The following is an 18360-nucleotide window of genomic DNA, read 5'->3' on the forward strand; positions in this document are numbered from 1 at the left end:
GGGCTGCGCTCGCCTGGCGCCCATAACTTATCCACAGGCGTTCTCCAGCAGGATGCGGCCGCTGGAGCAGGCGGCGGTGTCATTGCGATAGGCGAAGTAGAGTTTGCCGCGCTCATGATCGAAGCGCAGGTGCAATTGCACCTGGTCGCCGGGGCGCACCAGTTGCTGGAACTTCAGCACTTCCATGCCGGCAAAGCGCCCCGGCAGATCGAGCAACTGCTGGCCCAGCGCCAATGCCCAGTCCACCTGGACCACGCCCGGCAGCACCGGGGTCTGGGGGAAGTGGCCGCTGAAGTAGGCCAGGTCCGGCGGGATCGCCAGTTGCAGGCTCCATTCGCCGTCGGCCTCGAGCTGTTCCAGCACTTCCGGCGCCCGCGGGCGTGGGGCCAGCAGCAGGGCTTCGACATCGGCCTGGGGCAGTTTGCCCTGGCTGTTCAGGGGCAACTGGCGCAGCAGGCGCCAGCGGCGTGGTAGCGCCAGTGCCTCGCAATGCTGGCTCAGGTGCTGGCGCAGCGCTTGCGTGAGGGCCCGACGACCCTGATTGCGCAAGGCGTGCAGGCCTTGTTCGCTGAGGACCAGCAACGCGCCGAGGGAAGCGCGGTTTTCCCGGACCACCCCAAGGCGTGCTTCGGCGACCCAGGTATGCTCGGCCAGGGCCTGTTCCAGCATCGGCAGGGAAATGCGTTTTTCTTCCAGCTTGACGATCCGGTCCAGGCGCCCAAGCAGCTCGAAACGCCCATCGGCGGCGATGCGCGCGGCATCGGCGGTGTGTTCGATATGCCCGGTCGGCAGGTAGGGCGAGGCGATCAACAGGGCGCCGTCGCTGTCCTGGCTCAGTTCGACCCCGGCGAAGGCTTGCCACAGGCTGTCGGCCTGGCGCCAGGCGATGCCGCCGGTTTCCGAGCTACCGAGGATTTCCGTTGGCCATTGTCCAAGACGCTGGTGCAGGCCTTGCGCAGCGTCGGCAGGCAGCGCGCCGCCAGAGGAAAACACCCGGCGCACCGGGCTCAGGGCAGGCCAGTCGAGGTTGTCGCCCATGCGCTTGAGCAAGGCCGGGCTGGCGACCCAGGCAAAGGCCGGGTGTTCGCGGCTGGCGCGCTGCAGGTCTTCCGGGAACGGCAGTTGCCGACGCACGAAGGTGCGCCCGGCGCAGAGCGGCCAGAGCACACGGAACAGCAGGCCGTAGATATGTTGGGTGGCGACGCTGCCGATGATGCAGGCCTGGCCCAATCCCTCGCCCCACAGTTGTTCCAGGGCCTCGACTTCGTTGGCCAGCTGGCGCAGGGATTTGTCGATGCGCTTGGGTTCGCCGCTGGAGCCGGAGGTGCACAGGCTCAGGCGGCAGCCGTCGAGATCCAGTTCGGCGGCGGGCAATGGCGGCTGGTCGAAGTCGACCAAGTGGGCATCGCCCGGCTGGTCGGTCAGCCACAGATCGACCTGGGTCGCCCAGCGTTGCCGGGTCTGCGGTTGCAGGTCGGCGGGCAGCAGTACGCTGACCCCGGCGCGCCAGGCACCGAGCAGGGCAATGGCTAGTTCGGCGGCATCTTCCAGGTGCAGGGCCAGGCGCTGTACGCCCCTGGCCTGCAAACCCGCGGCCAGGCTCAGGGCCTGGTGCCGCAGGTGGCTGTGATCGAGTGCCGGTTCGAGCGTGACGGCCCGTTCCGGCAACGACTTGAGCAGCAACTGCTCAAGTTTTATCCAATTCATGCGCGGCCTCGTACGCGTTGTCGTAACAGCCATTCAATGGCAAACAGCAAACCCATCAACCCGTAGGAGATCAGGCCGTTGTACAACGTCCACCAGCTCAGCGGCGCCCATAGGGTCAGGGCCGCGGCGAGCAATCCGTTACAGAGGAAAAACACACTCCAGGCGACAGTCACCTGGCGGGTATAGCGAATCGCCTTTTCCGGCAGCGCAGGCTCGCTGAGGCGGGCCAGGCGTTCAGCCACCGGCGGGCCGTATTTCAGGCTCAGGCCGAACAGCGTGAGCATGAAGCCGCTGATCAGCACCGGGTACCAGCGCAGTAACAACGGGTTATCGAACAGCGCCAGCAGCAGGCAGAAGGCCAGGGCGGCGCCCGCCATCCACAGGCTGCCGGGACGCCGTTCGCCGGTCAGGGCCCGGGCCAGCCACAGGCCGCCGAGCAACAGGCCGAACTGCCAGGGAGCGAAATGCTCCATGCCGAAATACACCGCAAAGGGATACAACAGGCCTGCCAGCAGCAGGCCAAGGCCGATCAGCCGGCTCATGCGGCCGGCTGGACCAGACGGTATACCGCCTCGACCACGTCATTGACGGTACGCACCGACTTGAATTCCTCGGCGGCGATTTTCTTGCCGGTCTTGCGCTTGATGTGATCGATCAGGTCGACGGCGTCGATGCTGTCGATTTCCAGGTCCTGATACAGATTGGATTCCAGGCTTACGCGTTCCGGTTCCAGTTCGAAGAGTTCCACCAGGGCATCACGCAGGGTGTTGAAGATGTCGTCACGAGTTTGCATGGTCCGGTCTCAAGCTGCCTGTTTTGCAGTGACGAACGCCGCAAGGCTCGCCACGTTGGTGAAGTGATTGCGGGTGTCCTTGGCATCGGCGTCGATCTTGATGCCGTAGCGTTTTTGGATCGCCAGGCCCAGCTCCAGGGCGTCGACCGAGTCCAGGCCCAGGCCTTCACCGAAGAGCGTCTGCTCGTTGCCGATGTCTTGCACGCTGATGTCTTCGAGGCCCAGGGCATCGATGATCAGCATTTTAATTTCCTGGTGCAGATCGCTCATCTTCGGCGAGCTCCTTAATGAAGTAGTGATGCAAATAATCGTTGAGCTTGCGCGAGGCCTGCGGTGCGGGGCCTTGGGCGGCAAAGGCATACGGGTCTATATCGGCTCCGACGCGAAAACTGAAGTGCACGCGGCGCATCGGGATGCGATACCAGGGTTCGGCCTTGGTCAGGGTGGTCGGGCTGACCTTGATGACCACCGGGGTGATGATTCTCGCACCCCGCAAGGCGATTGCCGCGCCCCCCCGATGAAAGGCCGGCGCCTGGCCCGGCTGGGTGCGGGTGCCCTCGGGGAAGATCACCAGGGTCTGGCCGTTGCGCAGGGCTTCGCCGGCGGCGTCGAGCATGTCCATGCTGCCGTCGTTGCTGATGTATTCGGCTTCGCGTATCGGGCCGCGAGTAAAGGGGTTCTGCCACAGGCTCTGCTTGACCACGCAGTTGGCGTTGCGCACCAGGCCGATGAGGAACACCACGTCGATCAGCGACGGGTGGTTGGCAATGATCATTTGCCCGGGGCGGCCGAGATTTTGTGCGCCTTCGACTTCATAGGTCAGCACGCCGCTGCGGGCCATGAACCGGATGAACAGCCAGAACAGCCTGCCAATGGTGCGACGCGCGCGCTGGCGATGCGCTTCGGCGTCGCCGGGCAGGCAGGCGAGCAGCGGGAAAATCACCAGGCGCAGGCACAGGCCACCCAGGCCGAACAAGGCGAAGCTCGCTGCCGTGGCGACCAGGCGCCAGTAGTAGGCGTCGCGGGGTTTTGTGTTTACAGGTTGCGTTGCCAGTTCCATACACGGTTCTTCCAGGCATGTTGGCAGGAGGTCTGCTCGCCGAGCAGGGTACGCAAGAGATTCAGGGCATGGGGCCACTCGGCGCGTGGCGCTTCCTCGGTGGCGGTATCGAGCGTCAGTTGCCACTCTTTACCGGGGGTCAGCAACAGGCCCACCGCATAGGGGAACGGCACGTCGTCGATCCAGGTGGCATAGGCGGCGGGCGGCTGCTCTTCGGTGACCACCAGCAGCACCGCCGGGGCGCCTTCCCCAAGCAGCGCCGCGGCCTCTAGCATGCCATGTTCGAGGCCGTCGCCGGCAGCGGCGAGGGCGGTCATTTCGCTGGTTTCGCCACGCATGATCGACCACAGGCCGATCACCGCGTTGTGCACCGAGAGGCTGAACTGGGTCGGGGACAACGGCTGGTCGGCCGCCAGGTCGCTGAGGATGTCGAAGGTGCGCGGCGTTTCGCCATGCCGGGAAATAAAGACCAACGGTAGCTGTTCCAGGCCTTCGGCCAGCGGCCAGCCCACGCTGAAGGCCATGCGGGCCAGACGGCTGAGGCGCCGGCGCTGCATGGCCGGTAGAAACGACACGTCCGGGGCCGCATCACTGCTCTGGAGCACGACCGGTTGTCGGCTCCAGGCCTGCCAATCGTCCACGCTTTCGAGCCCAGGGGCCCACGCGCGCCATTGAGCGATGTTGAAGTTGATCACTTGAAAATTCATCCCGCCCCTGCGGGCTTACTTGACGTGGTCAGGCGTTTCGATCGCAGACTCACCTGCCACGGAGCTACAGCCGAGTGGCGCGCATTATCCCGGTGTGACTGGCTGGTAGCAAACATTGGTTATGTTTCGCTCAGTGAAAATGACCCGCTCGACAGCACAAAAGTGTCATTTGGCCATTATCGAATGGTACAGGTCGGGAGTGCGGGGACTTTACAAGAAAGTCTAGGCTGATTCTGGCCACTGGAACTGGTTTGGCGGTCTGCCGTCAGCGAGGTAGCGAAGCGGCGGCACTGGCTACTACACTCGGTGATCTTTGATGCAGGGAGGTTCTGACATGCGGCGCGTGGTGTTCAATCAGAAAGGGGGAGTCGGCAAGTCGAGCATTGCCTGCAATCTGGCGGCCGTTAGTGCCAGTGAGGGGTATCGCACACTGCTGGTGGACCTGGATGCCCAGGCCAACTCCACTCAATACCTCACCGGCCTGACCGGCGACGACATCCCCATGGGGATCGCCGACTTCTTCAAGCAGACCCTGTCTTCCGGACCGTTCTCGAAGAAGAACCAGGTCGATATCTACGAAACGCCGTTCGATAACCTGCATGTGGTGACGGCCACCGCCGAGCTGGCGGATCTGCAGCCCAAGCTTGAGGCGAAGCACAAGATCAACAAGCTGCGCAAACTGCTGGACGAGTTGGCCGAGGACTACGACCGGATCTACCTGGACACCCCGCCGGCCTTGAACTTCTATGCGGTTTCGGCGCTGATTGCCGCCGATCGCGTATTGATTCCTTTCGACTGCGACAGCTTTTCCCGCCAGGCGCTGTACGGCCTGCTGGCGGAAATCGAAGAACTCAAGGACGACCACAACGAGGATTTGCAGGTCGAAGGCATCGTGGTCAACCAGTTCCAGGCCCGCGCCAGCCTGCCCCAGCAAATGCTCGATGAACTGATCGCCGAGGGCCTGCCGGTATTGCCGGTGTACCTGGCCAGTTCGGTGCGCATGCGCGAATCCCACCAGGCCAGCCTGCCGCTGATCCACCTCGACCCCCGGCACAAGCTGACCCAGCAGTTCGTCGACCTGCACAACCTGCTGGAAAGCGCCTGACCTTCTTCCGTAGGAGCGGGGCCTGCCCGCGATGAGTATCTGACATTCAACATCGTCGTCGGCTGTCAGACCGTTATCGCGGGCAAGCCTCGCTCCTACAGTTCAAGGCGATTTCGATAGCGGTCAGATGCCCTGGCTGCGCAGCCAGCTCATCAGCTGCGGTAACGGGAAGGCGCCACTCTGGCGTGCCACTTCCCGTCCGTTCTTGAACAGAATCAGGCTCGGAATCGAGCGAATTCCCAACTGCGCCGACAATTGCTGGTTGGCCTCGCTGTCGAGCTTGGCCAGCCGGCACTTGCCTGCCAATTGCGCCGCCGCCTGCTCGAACACCGGCGCGAAGGATTTGCACGGCCCGCACCAATCCGCCCAGACATCCACCAGCAACGGCAGGTCGCCCTTGATCTGGCTGGCGTAGTCGCCTTGTTTCAGTTCGAAAGGCTGGTTCAGCAACACTTGGCCTTTGCAGCGTCCGCATTTGGGCTGATCGCCCAGGCGCTCGGCGGGGATGCGGTTCAACCCATTGCAATGGGGGCAGGGGATCAGCAGTGGATCGGACATGAGGGGGGCTCCGGGATAAGTGGCCAATAGCTCCGATCTGGAGGCTGTGGGCCGGTTTATCAAGCTGTTGCATGCGCTCATACATCTTTGCGCGGCAACCGTCGGCTCGGTTCTAGGCTGGAGAGAGACGATGCTCCGTGCCATTGGTCCGAGAGCATTTATAGCAACTTGCGATAAGTTGTCTCACCCTCTAGGCTGCCATAGCAGTATGCGATAAGGACTTTGCATGCGTGTAATCACGGCTAAACGAATTTGGGATGCCAAGGAAAAATGGCCACACTCGGCCAAGGCGTTGGATGATTGGTATCGCGCGCTTAAACGCAATCGGCTTGCGGATTTTGCCGCGATGAAGGCGATGTTCCCGGCGGTGGACAAGGTCGGGCCGCTGCATGTGTTCGATATCGGTGGCAACAAGATACGGCTGATTGCATTGGTCCGTTACACGACGCAAAAGCTCTATATCCGCCATGTGTTGGACCACCGTGAATATGACCGGGGTAAGTGGAAGGAGGATCGAGGATGAGTGCATTGATCGAGCAAGTGGCCGAACACTGGCAGTTCGTTGCGCCGTTGCTGCGCAAGCCGAAAACCGAGGCGGATTACGACAGGCTGGTTCAGGCCCTTGACGAGTTGCTGGACCTGACAGGGGAAGACGAGGCCCATCCTCTCAACAGCCTGGTGGACATCATCGGGGACTGGATCGAAGCCTACGATCTTGAACATCGCCCGATGCCTGTCGCCAGCGGAGTAGATGTGTTGCGCTACATGATGCGCGAACACGGCTTGACCCAGAGCGACCTGCCCGGTGTCGGCGCGCAGTCGGTAGTCTCGGAGATCCTGAGCGGCAAGCGTCAGCTCAACCTGCGGCAGATCCGCTGGCTGGCCGAACGTTTCAAGGTCTCGATGGAAACCTTTATCTGACCCCTCAGGACGAGCAACTGATTTCCAGGTGCTTGCCCCATTCGGGCGGTCGTTCGGCGTAGCTGTCCATGCCGGCCTGTTGTTCGAACGGCTTGCTCAGCACCGCGTGCAGGCGGCGCACCTCGGAGTAGTCTCCTTGTTCGGCGGCGTCGATAGCCTTTTGTGCCAGGTAATTGCGCAGGATGTACAGCGGGTTGACCGCATGCATGCGTTCCCGGCGCAGCTCCTCACCTTGGACGGGATCACGGGCGACCCGGGCCTTGTACAGATCGGCCCAGGCATCGAAGCCCTGGCGGTCGACGAAGTCGTCGCGCAGCCGGGCCACGGCCAGTTCCGCCGGCTCATTCCCCAGGCGACGGAAGAACAGGCTGTAGTCCACGCCGCTGCCCTGCATCAGTTGCAGCAGCCGTTCCACCAGCTTCTGATCCTCCTCTTCGGCGCTGGTCAGGCCGAGGCGGCGGCGCATCAGGTCCAGGTAATGGGCCTGGAACAGCGGCAGGAACAGGCCGAGGGTTTCCCGCAGGGCCTCGACACTGATGAAGGGCGTCAGCGCCTGGGCCAGGGCGCTGAGGTTCCACTGGCCGATCGGCACCTGGTTGCTGAACGAGTAGCGCCCCTGGTCATCGGAATGGTTGCAGATGAAATGCGCATCGAAATCGTCGAGGAAGGCGAACGGCCCGAAGTCGAAGGTCACGCCGAGGATCGACATGTTGTCGGTGTTCATCACCCCGTGGCAGAAACCGTAGGCCTGCCACTTGGCGATCAGTTCGGCATTGCGCTCGACCACTTCGCGGAACATCGCCAGGTAGGGTTCGGGCTGCTCCAGGCACTCGGGGAAGTGCATGGCCAGCACGTGCTCGCCCAGCTGTTTCTGCTGCTCGGGGCGTTTTGTGTAATAGAAGTATTCGAAGTGGCCGAAGCGGACATGGCTGGGCGACATGCGCAGCAGCATCGCCGCGCGCTCCTGCTTCTCGCGCCAGACCGGGGTGTCGGAGCCGATCACGCACAGCGCCCGGGTGGTCGGAATACCCAGGGCGTGCAGCGCCTCGGAAGCCAGGAACTCGCGGATCGACGAACGCAGTACGGCGCGGCCATCGCCCATGCGCGAGTAGGGGGTCTGGCCGGCGCCCTTGAGGTGCAGGTCCCAGTGCTCGCCGGCGGCGTTGTACACCTCGCCCAGCAGCAAGCCGCGACCATCGCCCAACTGAGGGTTGTAGGAGCCGAACTGATGCCCGGAATAGACCATCGCCCGGGGCTCTGCTTCGGCCCACAGCTTGTGCCCGCCAAACAGTTCGGCGAACACCGGGCTTTGCGCGGCCTCGGGGTCCAGGTCCAGCAGCGCCATGGCCGCCGGGCTGGCCACCACCAGGCGTGGGCGGTCGATCGGCTCGGGCAGCACATGGGTTGAGAACGCATCGCCCAGGCGGGCGAAGCGATTGTCGAAGGTCAGTTCGTCGAGGGCTTTCAACGGCCATCTCCAGCAGAATGTCCGAGCATTCTGCTAGGGATAGCGTCCTTAGTCGAGCCTGCTGGGAGGCGGTTCCTGCAGCGGTTTGCCGTCGGGCAGCGGGACAATGGTCTTGGTCTCCGGCTCGATGGGCACCATCTTGTATTCCTGGCCATGGAGGTTCTTCAGGTAGACCTCCATCTGGCGGAACGAGATGTTGATGTGCTGTTTCTTGAACTCGCGGTTGATGAAGCGGTTGACCTCGTCGAGTACCGGGTTGCGGTCCCCCAGCTCGCGCACGTGCATGCGCAGTTCGTGGTCCAGGGTGCTTTCGCCGAAGTTGAGGAAGTACACATGGGGCTCGGGTTCTTTCAGTACCCGCGGGTTATCGCGGGCCGCCTTGAGCAGCAGTTCCTTGACCAGGTCCAGGTCCGAGCCATAGTCGACGCCGAGCTTGAGGGTCACCCGGGTGACGGTGTCGGTCAGCGACCAGTTGATCAGTTGCCCGGTGATGAAGGTCTGGTTCGGGACGATGATGTCCTTGCGATCGAAGTCGGTGATGGTGGTGGCGCGGATGCGGATCTTGCTCACCGTGCCCGACAGGTTGCCGATGGTGATGGTGTCGCCGATGCGTACCGGCCGCTCGAACAGGATGATGATGCCGGAGATGAAGTTGGCGAAGATCGCCTGCATGCCGAAGCCCAGGCCCACCGACAGCGCAGCCACCAGCCACTGCAACTTGTCCCAGCTGACGCCGAGGGTCGACAGGGTCGAGACGAAGCCGACGCCGGCAATCACATAGGACAGCAGCGTGGTGGTCGCGTAGGCGCTGCCCTGGGCCAGGTTCAGCCTGGACAACACCAGCACCTCCAGCAGCCCCGGCAGGTTGCGCGCCAGGGCGAAGGTGATGCCGACGATGATCAGCGCGCCGAGCATGTCGCCGATGCTGATGGGCACCATGCTCATGTTGGCGCCGGTGCCGCTGGTGTATTCGTAGAGGGTGATGTTGTCCAGGTAGGAGAACACGCTGATCAGGTCCGACCAGACCCAGTACAGCCCGGCCATGAAACCACCGAGCAGGGCCAGGCGGATCAGGCGCAGGGACTGTTCGTTGACCTTCTCGATGTCCAGGGTCGGCTCTTCGACCACCGCTTCGCCGTCGCCGCTTTCCTTGGCGGCCTGGCGTTTGGCCAGGGCCCGCTGGTAGGCCAGGCGCCGGGCGGCGACGCCCAGTCCACGGACAAAAGTGGCTTCGATCACCAGCCAGAACATCAGCAGGTACAGGGTATTGATCAGGCGGTCGCTGAGCTTCAGCGCGGTGTAGTAGTAGCCGAAGCACACGGCGATGAACAAGGCGATCGGCAGCGCGGTGAACAGCACCGCCACCGCCTTGCGGAACAGCGAGGCGTTCTGGTGCGTCGGGCTGCTCAGCAGCAGGCGGCTGAGCAGCCAGGCCATCAGGGCGTAGCAGGTCAGGACCACGGCGATGCCGAGTACGTCATCGGCCAGTGCCGCTGGTTGATGTTCGGCCACGGCGACCACGGCCACCAGGGCCATGACCACCAGCCCGAGGCGGCGGATCCAGCCCTGGAGGAATTCGACCTGGGGCTTTTCCCAGCGAAAGTGCAGTTCCGCCACGCCGCCGGGGGCGAGGATCCGGTAGGCGGTATAGAACACCAGCCAGGCCTGGGCCATCTGCAACAGCGCCGCGCCGAGGTTGGCGTTCTGTCCGCGGGCGTCGATCTGCAAGGCCAGGCCGCACAGCGCCAGGCCGAGAGCGACCGGCATCGCCAGCAGGATGTTGACCAGGATCGCCTGCGGCGTGTGCCATTGGCTGTCGCGCTTGAAGTGACCGATGTCCTTGTGAACCTTGGTCAGGCGCTGGTACAGGTTCTTGCGCCGCCACAGCAGGGCCGCGATCAGGAGCAGCAATGGCAGGAACAGCAGCGGCCGTTGCGCCAGGCCGTCGGCCAGCTCGCTCAGGCTGGACGACCAGGGCAGGGTGGTGACCTGTTTTTCCAGGCGCAGCGGCACAGCTTGCAGCCATTCGCCGTCCAGCGGCTTGTTGCTGGGAATCCAGAACATCTGTTCGTCGAGGGTCGCGCGCAGGCTTTGCGAGGTGCTCAGCAGCTGCTTCTGATTGAGCTGCAGGGTGATGGATTCGTTGAGCAGGGCGCTCAGCTCGCGGCTCAGGCGTTCCAGCAGGTCGGCACGGGTGATGGCCAGGTCCAGCAGGGTTTTGCGCAGCTGCGGGGTGATTTGCTCGGACGGCTGGGTCGCCAGCAGGTTGTCGACATAGCTGCTGGGGCTGCTGATCAGCTCGCGTTGCTGGTTGACCTCGAACTGATACAGGCGGATGTCGGCGATCTGGTCCGCCAGGTCGCGGTCGAGCCGCAGGTGCGGCAGCGCCTGCTTCTGTTTATAGAGGATCTTCGACAGCAGCAGGCTGCCCTTGAGCACGCTGATCTGCTCGTCCAGCGCGGCATCGCTCTGGGTCACGCTGTCGAGTTGCTGCTTGGTCTGCAGGTTCTGCTGGGTCAGCTCATTGAGGCGGTCGGTGCTTTTGAGCAGATAGTCGGAGAGCTTCAGGTTGGCCGCGCTTTCGGTGGCCAGGAGGCTGCTGCTGCCGGCCTTTTGCGCTTCGATCGATTGCTGGGTGACGGTTTCCTGGGACTGGGCCAGGCGCTTCTGGTTGATCAGGGTCTGCAGGTCCTGGATTTCCTGCTCCAGGCGCGCGGTCTTTTCCATCAGCAGGTCATGCTGGCTGTTGCCCAGGTCCTGCAGCTGGCTGTTGCCGGCCAGCTCCTGGCGGCGCAACGGGATCAGCGCGTTGATCGCCGCCAGTTCGGCATTGAGCTGATTGCGCTGGTCGGCGTTGATCGGCTTGCCGGAGTCCTTGCCGTTCTTGAGGATCGTATTGATCTGCTGGGTACGGGTCTGGCTGCTGCTGATCTCGGCCTGGGCGCGTTCGGGGCGGGTCTGCGCGGTAATGGCCAGGCTGTTGGCCTCGGCCAGGGCTTTCTGCATGTCGCCCTGCTGGGTGGTGCGTTCGGTCAGCAGTTGTTCGAGCTGCGACACCGGCAGGTTGGCGTAGCGCTGGGCCACGGGCACCACCTTGGTGGCTTTCAGGCGGGTCAGCTCGCGCTGGTTTTCGCTGGTCTGGCGCGGTGCATTGCTCAACTGCTGCTTGAGGTCGTTCAGGCGCTGCTCGTAATCCTGCTTGTTCGACAGCTGGGTCAGCGTCTGTTGCAGCACCGCTTGCAGGGCCTTTTGATCGGCTTCCGGCAATTTGCGCTCGGCGATTTTATCCAGGCTCTGCTGGACGGACTCGGCACTGGGCGGCTCGGCCGCTTGCAGTGGGCCGACAGAAAGGCTCAGGCCCAGCAGGGCAATGGCGAAAAGGGTACGCAGGGTTGGCATAGAGACCGGTCAAGCTGGATGAGAAGTTAGGCAGTTTAGAGGAAGAGTCCGGGGCCCGGGCGACTTCCTTCGGGGAATCTGACGCCCACTTTGCTGATCTTGTTCCCCTCCATCACGGCAACCGTCCAGATGGTGTTGTTCCATTCCACCTGGTCGCCGACCACGGGAGCGCCGCCCACTTTCTGGGTGATGAAGCGGCTCAGCGGCATGTCCGGATCGAGCCCTTCGAGCTTGAGCCCGTACAGCGCCGAAACCGCGCCCAGCTGGGCGTCGCCTTCGAGAACGAAGTCGCCGAAGAAGCGCAGATCGAGGCCCCGTTGCGGCGCCTGGCTGAAGAGTTTTCCAAGGGCCGGCAGGTTGTGCTCATGGCCGATGACGCAGAGCAAATCATCGGCTTCCAGCACCGTACTACCCGACGGATGGAGCAGTTGCTGGTGGCGAAACAGGGCGGCGATACGGGTGCCTTCGGGCATTTTCAGCTCGCGCAACGCTGCGCCGATGCACCATTTTTCCGCGCCGAGGCGGTAGACGAACAGCTCCCATTCGCTGGTGACATGCACCTCCAGGGCGGCGCGGGAGATCGGCGCCGGCTCCGGTGGCACCGTGACTTTCAGCAGCTTGGCGACCCACGGCAGGCTGGTGCCTTGCACCAGCAGGGACACCAGCACGATAAAGAAGGCCAGGTTGAAGTACAGCTGGGCCTCGGGCAGCCCGGCCATCAACGGGAACACTGCGAGAATGATCGGTACCGCGCCGCGCAGGCCGACCCAGGAAATAAAGGCTTTCTCGCGACCGTGGAAGGCCTTGAACGGCAGCAGGCCGACCATCACCGACAGCGGACGGGCGAACAGGATCATCCACAGCGCCAGGCCCAGCGCCGGCAGGGCGATGGGCAGCAGGTCGTGGGGCGTGACCAGCAGGCCGAGCACCAGGAACATGCCGATCTGCGACAGCCAGGCCATGCCGTCGAGCATATGCAGGATGCCGTGGCGGCTGCGCACCGGGCGGTTGCCGATCACCAGGCCGCACAGGTACACCGCGAGGAACCCGCTGCCGTGCAGGGCGTTGGTCAGGGCGAAGACCACCAGGCCGCCGGCGATCACCAGGATCGGGTACAGGCCGGTGGCCAGGTTGATGCGGTTCACCAGTTGCAGCATCAGCCAGCCGCCACTCAGGCCGATCAGGCCGCCGATGCCGAACTCGCGCAGCAGATGCCCCAGCAGGCTCCAGTGCAGGCCGGTCTGGCCGCTGGCGAGCATGTCGATCAGGGTCACGGTGAGGAACACCGCCATCGGATCGTTACTGCCCGACTCGATCTCCAGGCTGGCGGTGACCCGTTCGTTCAGGCCCTTGCCGCCCAGCAGCGAGAACACCGCCGCGGCGTCGGTGGAGCCGACGATGGCGCCGATCAGCAGGCCCTGGATCAGGTTCAGGTCGAACAGCCAGGCAGCCGCCATGCCGGTCAGGCCGGTGGTGATCATCACGCCGACGGTGGCCAGCGACAAGGCGGGCCACAAGGCCACGCGAAAGCTCGAGACCCGGGTGCGCAGGCCGCCGTCGAGGAGGATCACCGCGAGTGCGAGGTTACCCACCAGGTAGGCCGTCGGATAGTTGTTGAAGATGATGCCGCCACCGTCGACGCCGGCGGCCATGCCCACGGCCAGGATGATCACCAGGATCGGGATGCCGAGGCGGGACGAAAGGGAACTCACCAGAATGCTCGCACCTACCAGCAACGCGCCGATCAAGAACAGGCTGTTGATGGTCGTCGCATTCAAAGGCAGTACTCCAGAAGCAGAAAGGCGGGCACAAACTGACCATGCAGTCCGCGTGCCAGCGATTCTAACCTGTTGAAATACGATGCTGTCAAAAAGCTTTTGCGCCTGTTTACAGGCGGCGGAAAAGCGTCGCCTGGCGCCGGCCACCGACGGACTTCATGGCGTTCCGCAGTGGCTGGCGCAGGTGGCGATCAGCGCTATTGGCCGGGTATTACAGGGTGAATCGCGCCACCATGCCGTTCAGGTCCACGGCCAGGCGTGACAGCTCGTGGCTGGCATCGCTGGTCTGGTTGGCGCCGGTGGCCGATTGCACCGACAGGTCGCGGATGTTCACTAGGTTGCGGTCCACTTCGCGGGCCACCAGGGCCTGTTCCTCGGCGGCGCTGGCGATGACCAGGTTGCGCTCGTTGATTTCGTTGACCGCGGTGTTGATGGTGTCCAGGGCACCGCCGGCGCCGCGGGCGATGCTCAGGGTCGAGTCGGCGCGCTCGGTGCTGGTGCGCATCGACTCGACGGCATGCTCGGTGCCGCTCTGGATGCTGCCGATCATGCGTTCGATTTCGCTGGTGGACTGCTGGGTACGGTGGGCCAGGGCACGTACTTCATCGGCGACCACGGCGAACCCGCGTCCGGCATCGCCGGCCCGGGCGGCTTCTATCGCGGCGTTCAAGGCCAGCAGGTTGGTCTGGTCGGCCAGGCCGCGGATCACATCCAACACCTTGCCGATGTCGCGCGACTCCTCGGCCAGTTCGCTGATCCTGTTGGCCGAACTCTGCACTTCGCTGCTCATCAGCTCTATGGCGCTGACGGTTTCGCGTACCAGGTCGCGGCCTTCGCTGGCCGACTGGGTGGCGTCGTTCGAGGCCTCGGCGGTGCTCACGGCGTTGCGCGCGACTTCTTCGACGGCGCAGGTCATCTCGTTCACGGCGGTGGCGGCCTGTTCGATTTCGTTGTTCTGCTGGGTCAGGCCGCGGGCACTTTCGTCGGTGACGCTGTTCAGCTCTTCCGCGGCGGAAGCCAACTGGCTGGCGGAGCCGGAAATATGCAACAGGGTCTGGCGCAGTTTTTCCTGCATGCTCGCCATGGCCTGCAGCAGGCGTCCGGGTTCGTCGCGCCCGTTGATCCGGATGCTTTGGGTGAGGTCGCCTTCGGCGATGTGTTCCGCGGCATGCAAGGCGCTGGCGATGGGTTGGGTAATGCTGCGGGTCAGCAACCAGGCAAACACCACGGTCAGGGTGGTGGACAGGATCAGCAGGGCGACTACCAGATTGAATGCCGAAGCGTATTCCTCGGCGGCCTGCTCGTTGGCGGCCTTGGAGCGCTGGCTGTTGATCTGGACCAGCAGGTTCAAAACCTTGTTGATCTGCTGCGAGTTCTTCATCAACTCGTTGTTCAGCATCTCTTGCAGCTCACCCAGCTGGTTATTGCGCGACAGCTCTTTGATGCGCTCTTCGAGCTTGCGGTATTCGGCCAGCAGCTTGAGGTAGTGGTCGTAGGCCTCGCTTTCCTCCGGGCTGCTGACCAGTTTTTCATAGGTGGTGCGGATTTTTTCGATCTGTTGGTTGCCGAGTTCGAGCGACTCGCGGGTCTTGGCCTGCACCTCGGGACCGCGGTTGATCACCAGGCGATAGGACAGCACCTGCAGGCGCAGCATCTGCTGGGTGAACTCATCGATGCTCTGGATGCTGGGCATGTTGTCGGTGGAAATGGTGACGGTCGCCGCGCGAATCTTGCTCATCTGGTTCAGGGCGAAGATGCCCAGGAACAGCATCAGGCAGCCAATGAATGCAAAGCCGAGAAATGCCCTCGGTGCAATGTTCATGTTGCGAAGAGACATGGGGATCTACCTCGAGAATGCGCAATCCATGCCGCGGTGGTTGATAGGGCTCTCCTGACCTATCGCGCGGAAAAATGGATTCTTGAAGCAGGAGCGAGAGTTTCAGAAAGATCTGATGAGCGACGAAGTGTCAGGAACCAGATGGGGGAATGACAGTCTTTAAAGTTCGCAGGCAAGGTCACCCGCCAGGCAAATCAAGGCGTTGCGCCGGGAAAATCTGGCATCCAGGGTGACTTTTCTTTATCGTACGCGCCCTTTGAAAAATGCTCGGAAAATCAAAATGTTGGAAGCATCCCTAAGCCAATTGGAACAGCTTGTCAGTGATCTGGTGCAACAGAACCAGGAGCTGTCGGGCACGAACGAAACCCTCAAGGCAGAACTGGCCCAAGCCAAGGATGAGAACGAAAGCCTGCAACTGAGCCTGATGGAACAGGAAGAGAAACAAGGCGCCACCGCGGCCCGCATCCAGGCCCTGGTCGAGCGCGTCAGCGCCGGTCCTGTCAGCGCATGAGGCAGGGTGCCGACGGGGTAAAAGTCGTCTCGATTCTCGGCGAGGACTACTCGATCAAGGCGCCGGCCGGGGAAGAGCAGACCCTGCTGGATGCCGCGTTGATGTTGAAGGCCACCCTGGCCGAGACCAAGAAGAAATACCCGACGCTGATCGGTGACCGCTTGCTGGTGCTGGCGGCGATGAACCTGTGCTCCCAGCAGCTCGAGATGCAAAAGCGTCATCAGCAGGAGCTCGACCGTTACCAAGAGCAAGTCAGCGCCACGGTCGAAGTGATCTCCAAGACCATCAGCCAGAACTGATGGGTTTACCCACAACCTGCAACGCCGTTGCGGTTGTGTCGGACTGATTGTTTTCGCGAGCAGCCGGGCGGCGCTCGATTGCTCGCGATGCTTTTAGCGCTTCAGAACCACTCGTCCTGCATGCCCAGGCAGGTATCGTCCCGCGCCTCCAGCAATGCCAGCTCGTGATGACAGGCCGGCACTTCCCAGGTCAGGAAGTAACGCGCCGCCTGCAGCTTGCCCTTGTAGAAACCCACATCCGCCGGGCTGCCCTTGGCCAGGCCTTCCTGCGCGCGGATCGCCTGTTCCAGCCAGCGCCAGCCGATCACCGCATGACCGAAGGCTTTCAGGTACAGCGCCGAGTTGGCCAGGCTGCTGTTGACCTTGCCCTGGGCCAGGTCGCTGAGCAGGTCCAGGGTCACGCTTTGCAGGCGCGCCACCAGTTTTTCCAGCGGTTGGCGCAGCGCCGTCAGGGCGTCGTGGGCCTGGGCCCGCTCGCTGGTGTCGGCGATCAGGCGGATCAGTTGTTTCAGGCCCGCACCGCCGTTCTGCGCCAGCTTGCGCCCCAGGAGGTCCAGTGACTGGATGCCGTGGGTGCCTTCATGGATCGGGTTCAGGCGGTTATCGCGGTAATACTGTTCCACCGGGTATTCGCGGGTGTAGCCATGGCCACCGAGGATCTGGATCGCCAGTTCGTTGGCCTTCAGGCAGAACTCCGAGGGCCAGGATTTGACGATGGGCGTCAGCAGGTCCAGCAGTTCGTGGGCCTGCTTGCGTTGGTCTTCGCTGGCCAGGGTGGTGGTGTCGTCGAACAGCCGCGCGGCGTACAGGCCGAGGTCGAAAGCGCCTTCGACATAGGCCTTCTGGGTCAGCAGCATGCGCTTGACGTCGGCGTGCTGGACAATCGACACCGGCGCAGTAGTCGGGTCCTTGCTGTCCGGCAGGCGACCTTGCGGGCGTTCGCGGGCGTATTCCAGGGAGTACAGATAGCCGGCGTAGCCGAGCATCACCGCGCCCATGCCGACGCCGATCCGCGCCTCGTTCATCATCTGGAACATGTAGCTCAGGCCGTGGTGCGGCTTGCCCACCAGATAGCCGACACACTCCCCGTTATCGCCGAAGTTCAGCGCCGTGGAGGTGGTGCCGCGCCAGCCCATCTTGTGGAACAGCCCGGCCAGCAACACGTCGTTGCGCGGGCCCAGGCTGCCGTCGTCGTTGACCAGGAACTTGGGCACGATGAACAGTGAGATGCCTTTCACCCCGGCCGGTGCGTCCGGCAGCTTGGCCAGCACCATGTGCACGATGTTTTCCGACAGCGGGTGATCGCCGCCGGAGATGAAGATCTTGTTGCCCTTGAGCCGGTAGGTGCCGTCCGCCGCCGGTTCGGCGCGGGTGCGGATGTCCGACAGCGACGAGCCGGCATGGGGCTCGGTCAGGGCCATGGTGCCGAAGAAGCGCCCGTCGATCATCGGCTGCAGGAAACGCTGCTTTTGCTCGTCGGTACCGAAGCTTTCGATCAGGTTGGCCGCGCCCATGGTCAGGAAGGGGTAGGACGTGGAAGCCGCGTTGGCCGCCTGGAAGTGCGCGAAGCAGGCCTGGGACAACAGCGTCGGCAACTGCATGCCGCCGGCCTCGAAGCTGCGCGCGGCGTTGAGGAAGCCGGCTTCGAGAAAGGCATCGACCGCGGGTTTGACTTCCGGAATCAGGATCGCCTTGCCGTCTTCATAACGCGGCTCGTTTTCGTCGCCCTTGCGGTTGTGCGGGGCAAAGAATTTCTCGGCGATGCTGCGCGCGGTGCCGAGGGCGGCGTCGAAGGTTTCCCGGTTGTGCTCGGCGAATCGCTCGCGCTGGGTCAGGCCCTCGGCATCGAGGACTTCATACAGCTCGAAAGCCAGATTGCGGGAACTGAGCAACGTCTCGGACATGGCGGCCTACCTGTGATTGGACTCAGCCGAGTCTAGGTGGGTGAATAAACTCTGGATAGCAAGATTGATGAAGGTGATAAAGGTGCCAAACACAGGGGATGGGGACGGCAGGTGTAGCCGCTGTCGAGCGCCAGCGAGGCTGCGATCGCCTGCGCAGCAGGCGGACCCCATCCATCAGGCATACCGCGTCGCCTGGTTTTACGGGGCTGCGCCCCGATCGCAGCCTCGCGGGCTCGGCAGCGGCTACAGGGGATTTGCGTCGGGCATAAAAAAGGGCGCCGGTGAGGGCGCCCTTTTTCATGCCGCTGACTAT

At 63.2% G+C, this 18360-nt stretch carries 17 protein-coding genes and 1 pseudogene; 5 read left to right on the top strand and 13 right to left on the bottom strand.

Annotation, left to right across the window (positions count from 1 at the left end):
* Nucleotides 1-27: 27 nt before the first annotated feature.
* Genes C4K27_RS02385 through C4K27_RS02410 form a run of 6 tightly spaced genes read right to left on the bottom strand, consistent with a single transcriptional unit; the run spans nt 28 to nt 4267 of the window.
* Complete coding sequence (locus C4K27_RS02385) at nt 28-1707, bottom strand: acyl-CoA synthetase family protein (RefSeq protein ID WP_053259378.1); 1680 nt, start codon at nt 1705-1707, stop codon at nt 28-30.
* The gene (locus tag C4K27_RS02390; protein WP_007926837.1) at nt 1704-2249 is read right to left on the bottom strand and encodes a COG4648 family protein; all 546 of its coding nucleotides are present in this window, start codon (nt 2247-2249) and stop codon (nt 1704-1706) included. The genes C4K27_RS02385 and C4K27_RS02390 overlap by 4 nt, the downstream gene beginning before the upstream one ends.
* The gene (locus C4K27_RS02395; RefSeq protein WP_007926835.1) at nt 2246-2500 is read right to left on the bottom strand and encodes an acyl carrier protein; all 255 of its coding nucleotides are present in this window, start codon (nt 2498-2500) and stop codon (nt 2246-2248) included. Before C4K27_RS02395 ends, C4K27_RS02390 begins: the two co-directional genes overlap by 4 nt.
* Before the next feature lie 9 nt (nt 2501-2509).
* Entirely contained in the window at nt 2510-2770 is a 261-nt protein-coding gene (locus C4K27_RS02400) for a phosphopantetheine-binding protein (RefSeq protein ID WP_007926834.1), read from the bottom strand.
* A complete protein-coding gene (locus C4K27_RS02405; protein WP_053259379.1) occupies nt 2745-3560 on the bottom strand; it encodes a lysophospholipid acyltransferase family protein in 816 nt (271 codons plus the stop codon). Before C4K27_RS02405 ends, C4K27_RS02400 begins: the two co-directional genes overlap by 26 nt.
* Nucleotides 3536-4267 carry a beta-ketoacyl synthase chain length factor gene (locus tag C4K27_RS02410; protein ID WP_053259380.1) on the bottom strand — a complete coding sequence of 244 codons (732 nt, stop codon included), beginning with the start codon at nt 4265-4267 and terminating at the stop codon, nt 3536-3538. The genes C4K27_RS02405 and C4K27_RS02410 overlap by 25 nt, the downstream gene beginning before the upstream one ends.
* Nucleotides 4268-4601: 334 nt before the next feature.
* Here C4K27_RS02410 and C4K27_RS02415 point away from each other — a divergent pair, with 334 nt between their 5' ends.
* The gene (locus tag C4K27_RS02415; protein WP_007926828.1) at nt 4602-5372 is read left to right on the top strand and encodes a ParA family protein; all 771 of its coding nucleotides are present in this window, start codon (nt 4602-4604) and stop codon (nt 5370-5372) included.
* Between the two features lie 123 nt (nt 5373-5495).
* On the opposite strand, the gene trxC is transcribed toward C4K27_RS02415, so the two are convergent.
* Complete coding sequence (trxC, locus tag C4K27_RS02420; protein ID WP_007926827.1) at nt 5496-5930, bottom strand: thioredoxin TrxC; 435 nt, start codon at nt 5928-5930, stop codon at nt 5496-5498.
* A 226-nt stretch (nt 5931-6156) separates the two neighbouring features.
* Between trxC and C4K27_RS02425 the strand changes: the two genes are divergently transcribed.
* Both C4K27_RS02425 and C4K27_RS02430 read left to right on the top strand, forming a co-directional pair.
* Nucleotides 6157-6453, top strand: coding sequence for a type II toxin-antitoxin system HigB family toxin (locus C4K27_RS02425; RefSeq protein ID WP_023970158.1), 297 nt, complete (start codon nt 6157-6159; stop codon nt 6451-6453).
* Complete coding sequence (locus tag C4K27_RS02430) at nt 6450-6851, top strand: helix-turn-helix domain-containing protein (RefSeq protein ID WP_007926825.1); 402 nt, start codon at nt 6450-6452, stop codon at nt 6849-6851. The genes C4K27_RS02425 and C4K27_RS02430 overlap by 4 nt, the downstream gene beginning before the upstream one ends.
* A 4-nt stretch (nt 6852-6855) precedes the next feature.
* Here C4K27_RS02430 and selO read toward each other — a convergent pair whose 3' ends face one another.
* The 5 genes and pseudogenes from selO to C4K27_RS31680 all read right to left on the bottom strand — a co-directional run.
* Nucleotides 6856-8319 (bottom strand): protein adenylyltransferase SelO, encoded by a 1464-nt coding sequence (selO, locus tag C4K27_RS02435; RefSeq protein ID WP_053259381.1) that lies wholly within the window; start codon nt 8317-8319, stop codon nt 6856-6858.
* A 48-nt stretch (nt 8320-8367) separates the two neighbouring features.
* Nucleotides 8368-11718 (bottom strand): mechanosensitive channel MscK, encoded by a 3351-nt coding sequence (mscK, locus tag C4K27_RS02440; RefSeq protein WP_053259382.1) that lies wholly within the window; start codon nt 11716-11718, stop codon nt 8368-8370.
* A 35-nt stretch (nt 11719-11753) separates the two neighbouring features.
* Nucleotides 11754-13496, bottom strand: coding sequence for a potassium/proton antiporter (locus tag C4K27_RS02445; protein ID WP_007926822.1), 1743 nt, complete (start codon nt 13494-13496; stop codon nt 11754-11756).
* Between the two features lie 211 nt (nt 13497-13707).
* Nucleotides 13708-14580 (bottom strand): methyl-accepting chemotaxis protein, encoded by an 873-nt coding sequence (locus tag C4K27_RS31675; RefSeq protein ID WP_394325633.1) that lies wholly within the window; start codon nt 14578-14580, stop codon nt 13708-13710.
* A pseudogene (locus tag C4K27_RS31680) lies at nt 14563-15333 on the bottom strand (MCP four helix bundle domain-containing protein); the annotation flags it as partial. The gene C4K27_RS31675 and the pseudogene C4K27_RS31680, both read right to left, overlap by 18 nt.
* A gap of 280 nt (nt 15334-15613) precedes the next feature.
* Here C4K27_RS31680 and C4K27_RS02455 point away from each other — a divergent pair.
* A complete protein-coding gene (locus C4K27_RS02455; protein WP_007926810.1) occupies nt 15614-15844 on the top strand; it encodes a hypothetical protein in 231 nt (76 codons plus the stop codon).
* Complete coding sequence (locus C4K27_RS02460) at nt 15841-16143, top strand: cell division protein ZapA (protein WP_009041856.1); 303 nt, start codon at nt 15841-15843, stop codon at nt 16141-16143. The genes C4K27_RS02455 and C4K27_RS02460 overlap by 4 nt, the downstream gene beginning before the upstream one ends.
* Nucleotides 16144-16244: 101 nt before the next feature.
* Here the strand turns inward: C4K27_RS02460 and C4K27_RS02465 are convergent, their stop codons facing one another.
* Nucleotides 16245-18047, bottom strand: coding sequence for an acyl-CoA dehydrogenase (locus tag C4K27_RS02465; RefSeq protein ID WP_053259384.1), 1803 nt, complete (start codon nt 18045-18047; stop codon nt 16245-16247).
* Nucleotides 18048-18360: the final 313 nt, after the last annotated feature.

It is taken from the genome of Pseudomonas chlororaphis subsp. chlororaphis (genome assembly GCF_003945765.1).
Taxonomy (GTDB): domain Bacteria; phylum Pseudomonadota; class Gammaproteobacteria; order Pseudomonadales; family Pseudomonadaceae; genus Aquipseudomonas; species Aquipseudomonas chlororaphis.

Excerpts from the sequence above, each read along its gene's own strand:
- mscK (WP_053259382.1), bottom strand. The coding sequence starts at position 11,718 with ATGCCAACCCTGCGTACCCTTTTCGCCATTGCCCTGCTGGGCCTGAGC.
- C4K27_RS02400 (WP_007926834.1), bottom strand. The coding sequence starts at position 2,770 with ATGAGCGATCTGCACCAGGAAATTAAAATGCTGATCATCGATGCCCTG.
- C4K27_RS02410 (WP_053259380.1), bottom strand. The coding sequence starts at position 4,267 with ATGAATTTTCAAGTGATCAACTTCAACATCGCTCAATGGCGCGCGTGG.
- C4K27_RS02460 (WP_009041856.1), top strand. The coding sequence starts at position 15,841 with ATGAGGCAGGGTGCCGACGGGGTAAAAGTCGTCTCGATTCTCGGCGAG.
- C4K27_RS02455 (WP_007926810.1), top strand. The coding sequence starts at position 15,614 with ATGTTGGAAGCATCCCTAAGCCAATTGGAACAGCTTGTCAGTGATCTG.
- C4K27_RS02415 (WP_007926828.1), top strand. The coding sequence starts at position 4,602 with ATGCGGCGCGTGGTGTTCAATCAGAAAGGGGGAGTCGGCAAGTCGAGC.
- C4K27_RS02385 (WP_053259378.1), bottom strand. The coding sequence starts at position 1,707 with ATGAATTGGATAAAACTTGAGCAGTTGCTGCTCAAGTCGTTGCCGGAA.
- C4K27_RS02405 (WP_053259379.1), bottom strand. The coding sequence starts at position 3,560 with ATGGAACTGGCAACGCAACCTGTAAACACAAAACCCCGCGACGCCTAC.
- C4K27_RS02395 (WP_007926835.1), bottom strand. The coding sequence starts at position 2,500 with ATGCAAACTCGTGACGACATCTTCAACACCCTGCGTGATGCCCTGGTG.
- C4K27_RS02425 (WP_023970158.1), top strand. The coding sequence starts at position 6,157 with ATGCGTGTAATCACGGCTAAACGAATTTGGGATGCCAAGGAAAAATGG.
- C4K27_RS02465 (WP_053259384.1), bottom strand. The coding sequence starts at position 18,047 with ATGTCCGAGACGTTGCTCAGTTCCCGCAATCTGGCTTTCGAGCTGTAT.
- C4K27_RS02430 (WP_007926825.1), top strand. The coding sequence starts at position 6,450 with ATGAGTGCATTGATCGAGCAAGTGGCCGAACACTGGCAGTTCGTTGCG.
- trxC (WP_007926827.1), bottom strand. The coding sequence starts at position 5,930 with ATGTCCGATCCACTGCTGATCCCCTGCCCCCATTGCAATGGGTTGAAC.
- C4K27_RS02390 (WP_007926837.1), bottom strand. The coding sequence starts at position 2,249 with ATGAGCCGGCTGATCGGCCTTGGCCTGCTGCTGGCAGGCCTGTTGTAT.
- C4K27_RS31675 (WP_394325633.1), bottom strand. The coding sequence starts at position 14,580 with ATGGCGAGCATGCAGGAAAAACTGCGCCAGACCCTGTTGCATATTTCC.